This window comes from Microcystis sp. 0824 (assembly GCF_003112475.1).
GTDB classification, from domain to species: domain Bacteria; phylum Cyanobacteriota; class Cyanobacteriia; order Cyanobacteriales; family Microcystaceae; genus Microcystis; species Microcystis aeruginosa_C.
This window is the reverse complement of sequence record NZ_BDSM01000027.1, coordinates 17,144-30,633: the sequence shown is the minus strand read 5'-3', so window position 1 is coordinate 30,633 and position 13,490 is coordinate 17,144. Positions and strand designations below refer to the sequence as shown.

Here is a 13,490-nt window from a genome sequence, read left to right as displayed (position 1 = left end):
ATAACAATCCTATAGTATCAGGAAATGAGTTTTTCGGCTTGTCTGGGGATGTAGATTATATCCCCAGAATCAGTGGCGATCTATTTAACGCTAACTTTTGCCCCAGCATCTTCCAGTTTTTTCTTGACGGCGGCGGCATCATCTTTGTTAGTACCTTCTTTAACCGCTTTGGGAGCGGCTTCTACTAGGTCTTTCGCTTCTTTGAGTCCTAAACCGGTCAATTCGCGCACTACCTTGAGGATAGCAATTTTCTTGTCGGCGGGAACTTCTTCGAGAACGACGTTAAATTCGGTTTGTTCTTCCACAGCTTCAGCGGCGGCAGCCGGAGCAGCCCCGGGGGCAGCCATAATTATGCCACCAGTTGGAGCGGCGGCACTAACTCCGAAGGTTTCTTCGATACCTTTGACTAATTCCGCAGCCTCTAAGAGGGTCAGGGTTTTGAGTTTTTCTAAGATTTCAGCTACAGCAGACATGGGTTAGACTCCTAATTTTTTTAAGTGATCGATTGGCGCGGTATTAAGCCGCTTCTTTTTCTTCTTGACGGGCCACGGCATCGACGGCACGGGCCAAAGATGCGGGAACTTCGTTGATGCTGCGGGCCAGTTTGGTGGCAATGGCGTTGATTGCTCCGGCAGCCTGAGCGATTAACTGTTCTTTCGACGGTAAATCAGCGATCGCTTTTAGCTGATCTTCTGTCAACAGTTGACCTTTTGTCCCTTCTTTGAGGACACCGCCGCGCAATTCGGTTTTTTTGCTTTCTTTTTTGAACTCTTGATAGGCCTTGAAAGCTCCACCGATATCCTCTTTTACGAGCAGAAAGGCGGATGTTCCCGATAAAAGGCTTTTCATCGGTTCCCAGCCACTATCTTCAGCGATCGCCAATCCCATCAAAGTATTTTTGGTGACTTTACAAATCGTTCCCGTGGGGCGCAATTTGCGGCGTAGATTGCTGATTTCGGCGACGGTTAAACCTTGATAGTCGATGACCATCGTTAATTGAGCTTCGCTAAGGGAGGTTTTTAATTCTTCTAGAATTACTCCCTTGCTTTCTCTGCTTCTCCCCATCCCTTGTTCACCTCCTGTATGCGGGGGACCGGTTCCACAGGCACAAAAATAACCCCTTGTAGCGCCGGGGTTGAGTGGAGAGAATCAGTTCAGTCACGACCGAGACAGAAAAAATCTCTCTTTGGTCTTTTTGGCTGCTGTTTTCTCGCTTTGACCTCGGCAGGGTATTTAAGCTGTTTGGCACCTGCTGTCTTTGGCTTAAGCCAGCTTTTCATTGTAGCACTATTGCGGGATTTATGTCAAGCACGATATGTCTTCTAAGACACAGTGCTGCTGGCGAGTGGGTGGAACGAACCACAAAGACACAAAGGACACAAAGATCGATCGCTCCTATATACTGAACACACAAAGAAGAAGAAAGCCTAATTTTTGAGTATTACTTGGCAGACTACTGATATAACTACTCAATTAATTAGGGTTTGCTGAATAAATGTGAAATATAGACGAGGTAAGGGTTTTAGGGTTCTGTTTCGCTCCCACAGGCGCAAGATTTTGAGAGAATCGTGGTTCAACACCTTGTGTCTTCATCGGCCCGCGTCCTGTAGGGGCGAAGCATTAGGGCAATAACCTATCGGTGAAACCTTAGAGCTTCTATCCGAATGCTTCGCCCCTACTTTTTCAGCAAACCCTAATTAAACCTCTTGCATAGTTAATTTTTGAGGATTCAAAAACGGCAGCAATAAGGGTTAAACTGCCTAAAATCTTTGAAGAGACCGCGCTCACAGCTTAGTCGGTTAAATCTACATTTCGTAGCCAAACTTATTGGCATCCACTTCTTGTAAATTAATATCGATTAAACCGTATTCTGACCAGCGTTGGGAAACCTTGACCGCCATGGACGGATCCGACTCCAAAGGTTCCCCCCACTGGTGGTCAGTTTCGGGATACATTTTAGTAGTGGCATCAATTCCCATTCTCCCCCCCAAACCGACCTTTTCGCTGGCAAAATCGAGGCTATCAAAGGGGGTTTCTGGGAGAATAAACACATCCCGAACCGGATCCACTTTAGAACTAATTGCCCAAACCACTTGCCGGGGGTCGCGAATATTAATCTCCTTATCGACGACGATGACAAATTTAGTATAGGTGAACTGGGGTAAGGCACTCCAAAAAGCTAAGGCCGCTCGCCGCGCTTGTCCGGGATAAGCTTTATCAATGGAGATAATCGCCGCTTTATAGCTTAAAGCTTCCATGGGCAGGAAAAAATCTCTTATTTCCGACACCTGTTGCCGTAAAATCGGCGTATAAATACGATTAAGAGCGATAGCCATCATCGCCTCTTCCTTGGGAGGACGACCGCTAAAAGTGGTTAAATAAATAGGGTCGCGACGATGGGTCATACAGTGGAAATGAATCAGGGGTGAATCTTCCACACCGCCATAGTAACCCATGTGATCACCAAAGGGGCCATCTGGCAATACCTCTCCGGGGGTAATTGTTCCTTCGAGGACGATTTCTGAGTCGGCCGGCACTTCTAAATCGAGGGTTTTACACTTGGCTAACTGTACCCCAGAACCGCCGTACAATCCAGCAAACAGCCATTCTGAGAGATCTACGGGGATAGGAGTGGCGGCGGCCATGATAATTAAAGGATCGACCCCTAAAGCAATGGCTATTTCTAATTTTTTGCCCATTTGTGCCGCTTTTCGCAGGTGACGCGCCCCACCGCGCACGGATAACCAGTGGACGGTCATGGTATTGTGAGACTGTAGCTGTAAGCGATAGACACCGACGTTAGGGGTTCCCGTTTCGCAATCTTTAGTAATTACTAGCCCTAGGGTGATAATCTGGCCTGCATCGCCAGAATAGGGGCGAATCATCGGAATTTTCTTTAAATCTACCTCATCCCCTTCTAAAATCACCTGTTGACAGGCAGGGAAAAAGTTACGGTTGGGTTTGGCTTTCAGGACATCAAACAACACTTTACCAAAATCGATCGCTTGGGAGAGTTTTTTCGGCGGTTTCGGTTGTTGCAAGAGGGCGAGTTTTTTGCCTAAATCTTCCAATTCTTCGGGTTTATTCAGGTTCATCGCCCAACAGATGCGTTCTACCGTTCCCATCAGGTTAATAGCGACGGGAAACTCGGCCCCTTGCACGTTTTCAAACAGTAGGGCCGGTCCTCCTACCTGTAGCATCCGATTAGCGATCTCGGCAATTTCTAAATCGGCAGAGACCGATGCACTAATGCGGCGTAATTGGCCACGATCTTCTAAAAGCTTAATAAATCCTCGTAAGTCTCTAGCCATGATGAAGAAATGTAAATAAATCCCTCTCTCTATTATCTCTTAGGGCGGCAGTTTCGGTGGGGGATAGTCACCTTTTTGAGAGTTGGAGGCGATTCTCGTCTAGAATTAAGGAAAAAAATCCCCATCTCGCCAGCTTCATTCCTAACCCTAAATTTATGCTTATTCAGCCCGGAGGTCAACATGATTAAGGATATTGAAATTAGTAATTTTAGATGTTTTGAGCATACCAAAATTGAAGGCTTTGAGCGAGTTAATTTAATTGGCGGTAAAAACAATTCAGGGAAAACTGCATTGTTAGAGGCAATATTTTTGTATAGTTACCCCTATCCAAATACTATTAATCACATCAGAGGAATCATTCGTAGGCAATCTTTAGCAGTTGTTCGGGCTGTTCCTAAAAATGCTTGGGATGATTTGTTATTCAATCTTGATAGAAAAAATATTATTGAGTTAAAAGGCTCCCAATCTAACCAAGGAGATAAATTGGTAAAAATATCGATTTCCGATTCTCTTAAAGATAGCGTTTTAGGAATCTCTGAAGACTTACAAAAATTATACGATTTTATCGCTAAAAATAAATCCGTTATTTCTATCTTAAATATTCACACAAGTTTTCACCTCAAGAATGACTCAAATGATGGTCAACTGAACTATTTTTTAATTGCTAGTTCTGAGGGAATACTCGCTTTACCTGATCCAGGTGATGAGGAACCAGTAATCATTGCCGCATCTGTCAGTAAATCTTTGGAAGAATTGAGCGAGTCCTATACTAAAATAGTTTTTAATGAACAGGAAGAAGAAGTGCTAAAAGCTCTACAAATTCTCGATCCTTCTATTGAGAAAATAGAAAGTTTTTTTCTGGGCGAACCAAATTTATATCTGAAAAGAAAAGAGACAAAACGCCTACCCATATTTCTGTTTGGTGAAGCTATTAATCGTCTGATAGAGATGATTTTTGCTCTGCTGCTTAATCCGCAAAAAATTATTTTTATCGATGAAATAGAAAATGGTCTTCACTATACTGCTTACCCAGATATTTGGAAAACTTTATTCCGATTAGCTATCGAACTAGATAGCCAAATTTTTGCCACAACCCATAGTTTAGAGATGATCCAAGCTTTTGCCGATGTGGGGTTAGAATATTATCCAGAACAGGGGGCCTATTTTGAACTAGCAAGGAGTCCCAGAACTGATAAAATTATTGGTATTAAAAGACAATTAAGCACTTTAGAGTACGCCTTAAAACATGGCAATGAGGTGAGAGGTGAGTAACTTATTAATCGTCGAGAGCAAGAATGATAAAATTTTTATCGAAGCCCTAGTAAAATACTTAAATATTAACAAAATTCAGTTAGATAAACCGATTTGCTTTGAGGAAGATGACTATAAATGTTTACAGGGTTTAGATCAAGCTAAATTAACCAGCACTTTCGATGAAATTAAGGCGACTCTTGGTAAAAAAGCTATCCCTAAAGTTGGTATTATTATCGATCAAGATTCTGATACTAAGACAGAGCGACTAAATTGGCTTAACGATTGTCTGAAAAAGGTGTATCCAGAAGCGGAAGATATTAGGGAAACCAGTCAGCTTTATAGATTGACAACAATAGAAGATCAAATCACAGAATTTGCTTGTTATTTTACCAATGTGGAAGGACAAGGAGAACTAGAAACAGTTCTCAAGAAGATTAAAAGTCAAGATTCCACCTATGCGGATTGTTTAGAAGACTGGAGAAATTGTTTAAACAAGCAAGAAAAATCGATTAAAGACAAAGATTTTGATAAGTTTTGGATTAGTAACTATTTACGATTTGATACCTGTTCCACAGAAGACAAAAAACAAGCTGGCAGGAAATGCAGTATGAATGGATTTGATTATGTTATGAAAAACAAACGTCATATTTGGAACTTTGAGCATGAAGTATTAAATGAACTCAAAGAATTTTTACAACTATTTGCTGTCTAATCAAAAATCCCCCTAGAAATCTAGAGGGATAGAGGGATATATGGAGGGCAATTTAGAAGTAAATTGTACCACCCCAGCGCTCGTCTAGACGGGGAGCAACCAACATATAAGCGGCGACGTTATACACATCATCTTCGGTCAGATTGCGTAATTCTGGGAAGATATCGGGACGGCTAACATTGGGATGAAATTCGCTGAGATCATCTTCACCATCGTAACTGGTGGGATGTTCTAGATAATCAATCAATGCTAACAGATTATCTCTGGGAGGTTCCGCTTTGGCCAGATCACCCAGACCCAAACTGACGTTATTATTAGTTTTGGTTTTACCTTGCAGGTGACACTTAGTACAATTGGCGACAAAAAGTTTCTGTCCTTCCGTCGCTTGTTCAGAAGTCAAAGTCACCGATTCCCCTGCATCATTGAGGGTGATGGTGAGGGTTTTTTCATTGAGTTCTAAGGCACTAGCGCCGTTAAGATTGAATTGTAATACAAAAAAGACTACAGCGATCGCTGCCACAATCAAACGTTTGATCATTGTTCTCCTACTCGCAATTGTTCCAAGAGGGGGGATTTTAAGGTGACTAAAAAATTTTCTCCTATGGGAGGGTGTCGATCGATTCTAAGTGATCACGGACACCGAGAAGATCGCAGTGGGGAATAAAGTCAAGGGGACGTTTCCGTTTTCGAGGCGGTTACTCCTGAGCGTTGGGATAAAATCAGTGAGATAATTGCTTTAGCATCTTCTAGGGCGAGATTAGTCTGCCGATCTTTATAGGAGATGCCTAATTGGTCGCAAAGTGACAACACAGATTCATCGGCCAGATCGTACTCTGCCGCAATATCAGCGATCGATAGATCAGCAAACCCCATAGTCTAACGCACCCACCAAGGATAGAGAATACTTATTAGTTACCATAATTATCATGCCATTGCCGGGGACATTCTTAACAGTGATCAGTTATCAGTGATCAGTTATCAGTGATCAGTTATCAGTTATCAGTGATCAGATGTGAGTTTTCAGTTCACTGATTACTGTTTACTGATCACTGAAAAAAGCTCCCATCACCCGTTACAGTAGAGCAGGAAGTCGCCTTCCCACCCCCTGCTTCAAAACCGGACTTACGACTTTCGCCGTATCCGGCTCCTGAGTAACTAGGCTACTGTCATTAGTAGAATAATAATGGGAATTATTATTTCCTTGTCTATTCAACTCTCTTGGCTGTATCCCCACCAGACAAGATTGTTGGTTTTAGGGCGTATATGACCGTTGATTGTTGCTTAGACTTCCTAGTTACCCGCCCTTTGTTAGCATATCTTTGATATTACTCAAAGCCTTGGCTTTTAAGGACATCCTCTCCCTCTATTGACTTGCGGATGGTTTCCTACTGCCCCGAACGGGCAGAGTCAATCAGGGTTACTTCGTTCCCTATAACCATTGGTTGAACCGTATTTGATGATACTGTCCACCGAGAGTAACGGGAATGCCTTACTGATAGTGGTATGAGCTATCAGCCCCAACTCTGTTAACTTTTGTTTCGAGCCTGTCAGCCTTTTGGCTCGTGGGTGTTGACGATGGTTAATTCGTATCTTCGCCCCAGGGCTATCCATAGGTTCTGGCTCAACGGGTTTCTGATTTAGGCTATCAGATACCGCTTTTTTTCCTCGCTCACTACCTCAGATGTACCAAGTCTAAAGCAGCAGGAAATGCCGTCACTCTAGGCATCTAGAGGACAGGACTAAGGTTATTACTAACCCGCACCTGTAAGGTTATAAAGTTATCAAGGTACTACATTTACCAAGCGGCTAATCCTCTAAACGTCTTACTGTCTAGTTTCTAGCCAACGAATCGCACCACACCCTACACCCCATCACCCCATCACCCCAAACCCCCAAAATTCCCGAATTTTCTCGACTTTTGGACTATTTACTCCCTAAGATAGAGACTCGTGTAAACAAATTTAATTAAAATCGCAAAAAACCTGAAAAAATACTAAAATGTGATTAAGAATGTTATTTTTAGCCTTGTAAGGCTAAATCTTTCTCGATAACATTGTAATCATACCTCCACACTCTTTTGTACAAAGGACTACACCTTTGTTAACTTATGGATATACAACTGATCAACATTGGCTTCGGTAATATAGTTTCCGCTAATCGGGTTATCGCCATCGTTAGCCCAGAATCTGCTCCCATCAAACGCATCATCAGTGATGCTCGGGATAAAGGCTGTTTAATCGATGCTACCTATGGAAGACGGACTCGTGCGGTGATCATCACCGATTCTAGTCATGTGGTGCTGTCGGCCATTCAACCGGAAACCGTGGCTCACCGTTTCGTGGTCAACAAGGAAGCCCCTGTTAATAGTAGCAACTAATTTATTAACCCCATGCAACCCGGTCAATTAATCGTCATTACTGGCCCTAGCGGTGTGGGCAAGGGTACGCTAGTACGGCATTTACTAACTCGTTTCCCTAACCTCTACCTGTCAGTATCCGCTACTACGCGCCCACCTCGACCGGGTGAAATTGAGGGGGAAGATTACTACTTTCTCGACCGTCCCAGTTTCGAGGAGAAAATGGCAGCCGGAGAATTTCTCGAATCGGCCGAATACGCGGGCAACTACTATGGAACACCCCAATCAGCGATCGCTGCTCAATTAGCGGCAGGCCAGACCGTAATTCTAGAAATCGAATTGGAGGGAGCAAGACAGGTGTGTAAAAGCTTCCCCGAAGCGAAGAGAATCTTTATCCTACCCCCCAGTTTCGAGGAATTAGAACGTCGTTTGCGCGACCGGGGCAAAGATGCCGAAACAGCGATCGCCCGTCGTCTGGAACGCGCCCGAGAAGAATTAGCCGCCAGTGAGGAATTCCCCGATCAAATCGTCAACGATGACCTAGAAACCGCCCTAGATGCCATCGAGAAGATTATTTTTAGCCGTTAGGTGTTAGGGTGTTGGGGTTTTAGGGGTTTTAGGGTTTTAGTTGAAATTACCCACTTCCCCACTTCCCCACTTCCCCACTTCCCCACTTCCCCACTTCCCCACTTCCCATTCTCTAAGTTACCTAAAATATCGGATGAATACCCCCGCTACATTTTTCGATAAGATACTCACAAAAATTAGCGGGGGATGAAATCCGACCAGAATATCAATGACCCTGAGCGAAGTCGAAGGGTCAGCAACGGAGCATCGGTTTAATTCCACCATCTGTGGACAAACTGTGTTATAATCCACCTAACCAATGGTCGAGAATTATTAGATGTTAGTCGTAGAAGCGAAGCTAAAAAACGGGACACCAGAGCAATATCACCGGCTTGATGAAGCTATCAAAACTTCTCAGTTTGTGCGTAACTCTTGTGTTCGTCATTGGATGGATCATAAGGGTACAACCCGGAATGACCTCCAAAAACTTTGCTCGGTACTAGCTAACAATAAAGAGACACCTTGGGTTAATAAATTAAACTCTCAAGCTCGTCAATCGGCTGCTGATAGAGCCTGGCAATCAATTAGTAAGTTTTATCAGAATTGTCATGCTAATATACCAGAGAAAAAGGGTTTTCCTCGGTTCAAAAAGCATAGTCGTTCGGTTGAATACAAACTAACAGGCTACAAACTATCTGATGAGCGACGTAAAATCAGATTTACTGATGGTTTTAAAGCAGGAGAATTTGATTTATGGTGTAGTCAAAAAACTTTAGTTTATTATTCAGAGCAACAGATTAGACGGGTAAGAGTTGTTAGACGTGCTGACGGTTATTATTGTCAGTTTTTGATTGACGTAGAACGGCAAGAATACCATAAACCAACGGGACAAATAACAGGAATTGACTTAGGGTTAAAAGAGTTTTATACCGATGCCCAAGACAATACTGTAGAAAATCTACGTTATTTAAGAAAGTCAGAAAAACGACTGAAAAAAGCACAAAGGAGATTATCAAAAAAGTTTCGTCAAGGAAAGAAACAGTCTAAAAACTATCACAAGCAACGGATAAAAGTAGCTAAACTTCATCTTAAAGTATCAAGACAACGTAAAGACAAAGCAATTAAAGACGCTTTGGCGTTAGTCCAGTCTAATGATCTGGTAGTCTATGAAACTTTAAAGGTAAGAAACTTAGTAAAAAACCGTAAGCTCGCCAAGTCGATTTCCGATGCTTCTTGGTATCAATTCACTGAATGGTTTGAATTTTTTGCCAAGATTTATCAGATTGTTTGTGTTGCTGTACCACCGCATTTTACTTCTCAAGATTGTTCATTTTGTGGAACAAGAGTTCAGAAATCATTAAGCACTAGAACTCATCAATGTCCTAACTGTCAAACAGTCATAGATAGGGATCATAATGCAGCAATAAATATTCTTAAAAAAGGGTTGAAATATTTGGGAAAACATCTCAACGCCTCGACTTTGCTCGGCATTGACACTGAGCGAAGTCGAAGTGTCAACGGTACTGTTGGGCAAACAGAAACCGACCCAAACGCCTTGGGAGAGTCCGACCTCTGGATTTTGAATGGAGACATTGAGAATCTAAGTTGTCTCGTTGAACAAGGAATTTCCGATAGTGATATGGAAAGAATCCCCCGTCACAGCGTAGCTTGACGGTGGGAGTATGTCAAAATCAAAAAACCAACCGCAGCAGCAAGACAAGAAAGCGCAATGATTCCTACCGTTATTGAAACCACAGGCCGGGGCGAACGCGCCTTCGATATCTATTCCCGACTACTCCGGGAAAGAATCGTCTTTTTGGGACAAGAAGTAACCAGCGACCTAGCTAACCTAATCGTCGCCCAATTACTATTTCTAGAAGCAGAAGACCCCGAAAAAGATATTTACTTGTATATCAACTCCCCCGGTGGTTCCGTTTCGGCCGGATTAGGGATTTTTGACACCATGAATCAAATCCGTCCCGATGTCAGCACCATTTGTATTGGTTTAGCCGCCAGTATGGGGGCTTTTCTCCTCAGTGCCGGCAAACCGGGCAAAAGAATGAGCCTACCCAACTCGCGGATCATGATTCACCAACCCCTGGGCGGCGCCCAAGGTCAGGCCACCGATATCGAAATTCAGGCCAAAGAAATTCTCTATCTCAAACAATTACTCAATCAACACCTAGCTAGTCATACAGGTAAACCTCTCGACCTCATCGCCGAGGATACGGAAAGGGATTTCTTTATGTCCGCCGAAGAGGCCTTGGACTATGGTTTAATCGATCAAGTCATCGATCGCAGTCCTTCCGCTTCTAACCCTCCCAGTAAATAATCATGATCGGGTAGGCCCTGTCTACCCAGATTTTTGTAAATATTTAGTAAACAGAAATTAATCATCGATCATCGTTATTAATCCTAAGTAACAGTGAAAAGTTCTAGCGGATTGGGTTAAGATCGAGACGTAACCCGAAAAAAATTGCAACAGGAATCGGTAGAAACACCCGGTGGGTTATTAACGGAAATTTTTTTACTGGCAATCCCTATGAACTATCATCCGCCCTCACAGCCCCTGCCCGCCCCCTGTATTATTGATTCTGGCGTGGTCATCGCTAAAGAAGATATGCGTCGTCTCCTCGATGATCTCGGACGAGTTCGCTACATCCACAGCCTCGAAGGGGTGATTCAGAGTGAAGGGGAGGGATGGATAGTGGAAGTTTTCGCCGATTATCAGCAAAGCACCCTAGTTGCTAACTACAGTCTTTATCTGAATACCTATAGCTTCGATTATCTGCGTTTAACCCGCTCTCCCGACGGTGAAACCTATTTTGATCTGCTCCAAGACAATCGGCAATTACGGCTGATTCCCCTGAGTAATCCACTGCAAGACCCCGAGATGAAAGCCCGTCTCAATGCTGATACCCTCGAAGCCATGGTTACTCAGGTACTCTCCGCTAAGTGGGATGTGCAGTTTGAAGACGAAGACGACAACGATTGCCCCTTTTAGGCGGCGAGCAAAAATACTGATAACTGATAACTGGTTACTGATAACTGGTTACTGATAACTGATAACTGATAACTGATAACTGATAACTGATAACTGAAACAGTGGGATTTTCCTTTGAATTAATCGCCCAGTGTCCCCAAACTGGTGCGCGGGTTGGGGTTTGGCATACTCCCCACGGACTGGTAGAAACACCCCGTTTTATGCCCGTGGGAACTTTGGCCACGGTGAAAGGTTTGACCCCCGCTCAAATCGCCAGCACGGGGGCGCAAATGATTCTCGCTAATACCTATCACCTGCATCTGCAGCCAGGAGAAAGTATTATCGAGAAAGCGGGAGGTTTACACGATTTTATGGCATGGAATCAGCCAATATTAACTGATTCGGGTGGATTTCAGGTATTTAGCCTCAGTCAACTGCGGCAAATTAAAGAGTCGGGAGTCACCTTTCGATCGCCCCGGGACGGTAGAATAATCGAAATCACGCCGGAAAAATCGATTCAGATTCAAAATGCCCTCGGTGCTGATGTGATTATGGCCTTCGATGAATGTCCCCCCACGGGAGTCAGTCATGAGACCATGAAAGCATCCATAGAACGCACCTATCGCTGGTTAGAGCGCTGTCTGACGGCCCATCAACGACCTCAAGAACAGGCTTTATTCGCCATAGTGCAAGGGGGAATTTATGAGGATTTACGGGCAGCAGCGGCGGAATCTTTAGTAAAACTCGATTTACCCGGTTATGCTATCGGGGGTGTGAGTGTGGGGGAAGAAACGACCCTAATTCATCGCATTGTCCAGATAACTGCCCCTTTACTCCCCGAAAATAAACCCCGTTACCTGATGGGAGTGGGAACCTACCGAGAAATGGCCAAGGCGATCGCTAGTGGCATAGATCTGTTTGATTGCGTTATTCCCACCCGTTTTGGTCGCCATGGCACGGCTTTAGTACGGGGAGAGCGTTGGAACCTCAAAAATGCCCGTTTTAAGGAGGATTTCGCCCCTTTAGACGAGACTTGTCCCTGTTACACCTGTCAACACTTTAGCCGTGCCTATCTGAATCATTTAATTAAATCGGGGGAAATGTTGGGTTATATTCTCTTATCTCTGCACAATATCGCCGAATTAATCAGATTTACCCGTGAAATTCGTCAATCTATCCTAGGGGGGACTTTTGCCCAAGATTTTGCCCCTTGGCTTGAGGATGCCGCAGATGTTACCCCAACGTGATAGAATTTCAGGAAACGTTTTAAAATTTTCTTGTCAAGGTAGATAGAGAGATGGAAACTGCACTTTTGTTCGCCAAATTGCCGGAAGCATACCAAATTTTCGACCCCTTAGTCGATGTCTTGCCCCTGATTCCCCTATTTTTCCTCTTGCTGGCCTTTGTTTGGCAAGCATCCGTCGGTTTTAAATAAATCGACCCTCAATTATCAGTTATCAGTGATCAGTTATCAGTGATCAGTTATCAGATTTGAGTTTTAAGTGAGTGGTATTAAGTGAGGAGTACGAAATGACATTAACACTGCTGTCTTTTCACTGTTTACTGATCACTGTTTACTGACCACTGAAAAAGCTTCCCAGATTAAAACAAAGTCCCAGTTAAATCAGCATCAGTCAAGTCCACATCTTCTAAAATTGCCCCGCGCAAATCAGCATAACTGAGATCTGCACCCCGGAAACTGGCCCCGGTAAGATCGGTAATAAATCCGTCTCTTTCGGGACTAGCACGAAAATTAACCCGGCAAAGTCGGCAATCGGCGAAATTAGCTCGATATAACAGGGAACCGCTCAGATTAGCATAGTTGAGATCGGCTCCGCAAAAGTTAGTTTTGCCTAAGTCCGTGCGTTGGTCGGAGGTGGAGCGAAAATCCGCATCGATTAATAGGGCCTGCTGGAGATTAGCACTGTTGAGATTAACCCCGTTTAAGACGGCTTTGGTTAAATAAGCGGCTTCTAAATTGGCTTCGATGAGATTAGCCCCGCTTAAGTCTGCATCGCGTAAACAAGCTCGATAAAAGTCCACCTGACTTAAATCTGCTCCCCAGAGAATCGCCTCACTTAAATCCGCTTCTCTCAGCAGCGATCGCGCGAGGCGTATTTTTCCTAACCGGGCCTGTCGCAGATCTGCACGGCAAAAATCGACTCCTGGGAGGGAAATATTGGTTAAGTCGCCTTCCCGCAAATTAATTCCCTGAAAATCTCTTTCTCCCTCCCGATAGCGTTGACAAAGTTCTTCTAGGAGCCTAGAAATTTTTTCCATATCATAATTGACGCAAAATGTCAAGGG

15 protein-coding genes and 1 other annotated feature are annotated in these 13,490 nt (G+C 43.9%); of the genes, 9 read left to right on the top strand and 6 right to left on the bottom strand.

Going from position 1 to position 13,490, the window contains the following annotated elements; all coding sequences use genetic code 11:
• Positions 1-80 precede the first annotated feature (80 nt).
• The 3 genes from rplL to N0824_RS11730 form a co-directional block, all read right to left on the bottom strand.
• Positions 81-473 (bottom strand): 50S ribosomal protein L7/L12, encoded by a 393-nt coding sequence (gene rplL / locus N0824_RS11740; RefSeq protein WP_002781111.1) that lies wholly within the window; start codon positions 471-473, stop codon positions 81-83.
• A gap of 43 nt (positions 474-516) precedes the next feature.
• A complete protein-coding gene (gene rplJ, locus N0824_RS11735; protein ID WP_108936885.1) occupies positions 517-1,065 on the bottom strand; it encodes a 50S ribosomal protein L10 in 549 nt (182 codons plus the stop codon).
• Between the two features lie 98 nt (positions 1,066-1,163).
• Positions 1,164-1,280, bottom strand: a sequence feature (ribosomal protein L10 leader region).
• A gap of 525 nt (positions 1,281-1,805) precedes the next feature.
• Complete coding sequence (locus N0824_RS11730; RefSeq protein WP_108936884.1) at positions 1,806-3,311, bottom strand: UbiD family decarboxylase; 1,506 nt, start codon at positions 3,309-3,311, stop codon at positions 1,806-1,808.
• Between the two features lie 180 nt (positions 3,312-3,491).
• On the opposite strand from N0824_RS11730, the gene N0824_RS11725 reads away from it, so the two are divergent.
• On the top strand, positions 3,492-4,583 hold the full coding sequence (locus tag N0824_RS11725; RefSeq protein ID WP_108936883.1) for an ATP/GTP-binding protein: 1,092 nt from the start codon (positions 3,492-3,494) through the stop codon (positions 4,581-4,583).
• A complete protein-coding gene (locus N0824_RS11720; protein ID WP_002754645.1) occupies positions 4,576-5,277 on the top strand; it encodes a DUF3226 domain-containing protein in 702 nt (233 codons plus the stop codon). The genes N0824_RS11725 and N0824_RS11720 overlap by 8 nt, the downstream gene beginning before the upstream one ends.
• A 52-nt stretch (positions 5,278-5,329) precedes the next feature.
• Here N0824_RS11720 and psbV read toward each other — a convergent pair whose 3' ends face one another.
• Positions 5,330-5,815 (bottom strand): photosystem II cytochrome c-550, encoded by a 486-nt coding sequence (gene psbV, locus N0824_RS11715; protein ID WP_002785283.1) that lies wholly within the window; start codon positions 5,813-5,815, stop codon positions 5,330-5,332.
• A gap of 128 nt (positions 5,816-5,943) precedes the next feature.
• Complete coding sequence (locus N0824_RS11710) at positions 5,944-6,150, bottom strand: hypothetical protein (protein WP_002735525.1); 207 nt, start codon at positions 6,148-6,150, stop codon at positions 5,944-5,946.
• 1,234 nt (positions 6,151-7,384) lie between these two features.
• Here N0824_RS11710 and remA point away from each other — a divergent pair.
• From remA to N0824_RS11670, 7 genes are all read left to right on the top strand, one after another.
• Positions 7,385-7,654: an extracellular matrix/biofilm regulator RemA gene (gene remA, locus N0824_RS11700; RefSeq protein ID WP_002737924.1), complete on the top strand. Its 270-nt coding sequence runs from the start codon at positions 7,385-7,387 to the stop codon at positions 7,652-7,654.
• 12 nt (positions 7,655-7,666) lie between these two features.
• Positions 7,667-8,221, top strand: coding sequence for a guanylate kinase (gmk, locus tag N0824_RS11695; RefSeq protein ID WP_108936882.1), 555 nt, complete (start codon positions 7,667-7,669; stop codon positions 8,219-8,221).
• A 316-nt stretch (positions 8,222-8,537) separates the two neighbouring features.
• A complete protein-coding gene (locus tag N0824_RS11690) occupies positions 8,538-9,872 on the top strand; it encodes an RNA-guided endonuclease TnpB family protein (protein WP_108936881.1) in 1,335 nt (444 codons plus the stop codon).
• A gap of 18 nt (positions 9,873-9,890) precedes the next feature.
• On the top strand, positions 9,891-10,532 hold the full coding sequence (gene clpP, locus N0824_RS11685) for an ATP-dependent Clp endopeptidase proteolytic subunit ClpP (RefSeq protein ID WP_223212985.1): 642 nt from the start codon (positions 9,891-9,893) through the stop codon (positions 10,530-10,532).
• Between the two features lie 210 nt (positions 10,533-10,742).
• Complete coding sequence (locus tag N0824_RS11680) at positions 10,743-11,204, top strand: hypothetical protein (protein WP_108936969.1); 462 nt, start codon at positions 10,743-10,745, stop codon at positions 11,202-11,204.
• Positions 11,205-11,305: 101 nt separating this feature from the next.
• A complete protein-coding gene (tgt, locus tag N0824_RS11675; RefSeq protein ID WP_108936880.1) occupies positions 11,306-12,430 on the top strand; it encodes a tRNA guanosine(34) transglycosylase Tgt in 1,125 nt (374 codons plus the stop codon).
• A gap of 50 nt (positions 12,431-12,480) precedes the next feature.
• Complete coding sequence (locus tag N0824_RS11670) at positions 12,481-12,618, top strand: photosystem II reaction center protein K (RefSeq protein ID WP_002739211.1); 138 nt, start codon at positions 12,481-12,483, stop codon at positions 12,616-12,618.
• A gap of 167 nt (positions 12,619-12,785) precedes the next feature.
• Here N0824_RS11670 and hetL read toward each other — a convergent pair whose 3' ends face one another.
• Complete coding sequence (gene hetL / locus N0824_RS11665; RefSeq protein ID WP_108936879.1) at positions 12,786-13,463, bottom strand: heterocyst differentiation pentapeptide repeat protein HetL; 678 nt, start codon at positions 13,461-13,463, stop codon at positions 12,786-12,788.
• Positions 13,464-13,490: the final 27 nt, after the last annotated feature.

Coding starts and splice junctions, on each gene's coding strand:
- rplL (WP_002781111.1), bottom strand. CDS start 473: ATGTCTGCTGTAGCTGAAATCTTAGAAAAACTCAAAACCCTGACCCTC.
- rplJ (WP_108936885.1), bottom strand. CDS start 1,065: ATGGGGAGAAGCAGAGAAAGCAAGGGAGTAATTCTAGAAGAATTAAAA.
- N0824_RS11730 (WP_108936884.1), bottom strand. CDS start 3,311: ATGGCTAGAGACTTACGAGGATTTATTAAGCTTTTAGAAGATCGTGGC.
- N0824_RS11725 (WP_108936883.1), top strand. CDS start 3,492: ATGATTAAGGATATTGAAATTAGTAATTTTAGATGTTTTGAGCATACC.
- psbV (WP_002785283.1), bottom strand. CDS start 5,815: ATGATCAAACGTTTGATTGTGGCAGCGATCGCTGTAGTCTTTTTTGTA.
- N0824_RS11710 (WP_002735525.1), bottom strand. CDS start 6,150: ATGGGGTTTGCTGATCTATCGATCGCTGATATTGCGGCAGAGTACGAT.
- remA (WP_002737924.1), top strand. CDS start 7,385: ATGGATATACAACTGATCAACATTGGCTTCGGTAATATAGTTTCCGCT.
- gmk (WP_108936882.1), top strand. CDS start 7,667: ATGCAACCCGGTCAATTAATCGTCATTACTGGCCCTAGCGGTGTGGGC.
- N0824_RS11690 (WP_108936881.1), top strand. CDS start 8,538: ATGTTAGTCGTAGAAGCGAAGCTAAAAAACGGGACACCAGAGCAATAT.
- N0824_RS11680 (WP_108936969.1), top strand. CDS start 10,743: ATGAACTATCATCCGCCCTCACAGCCCCTGCCCGCCCCCTGTATTATT.
- N0824_RS11670 (WP_002739211.1), top strand. CDS start 12,481: ATGGAAACTGCACTTTTGTTCGCCAAATTGCCGGAAGCATACCAAATT.
- hetL (WP_108936879.1), bottom strand. CDS start 13,463: ATGGAAAAAATTTCTAGGCTCCTAGAAGAACTTTGTCAACGCTATCGG.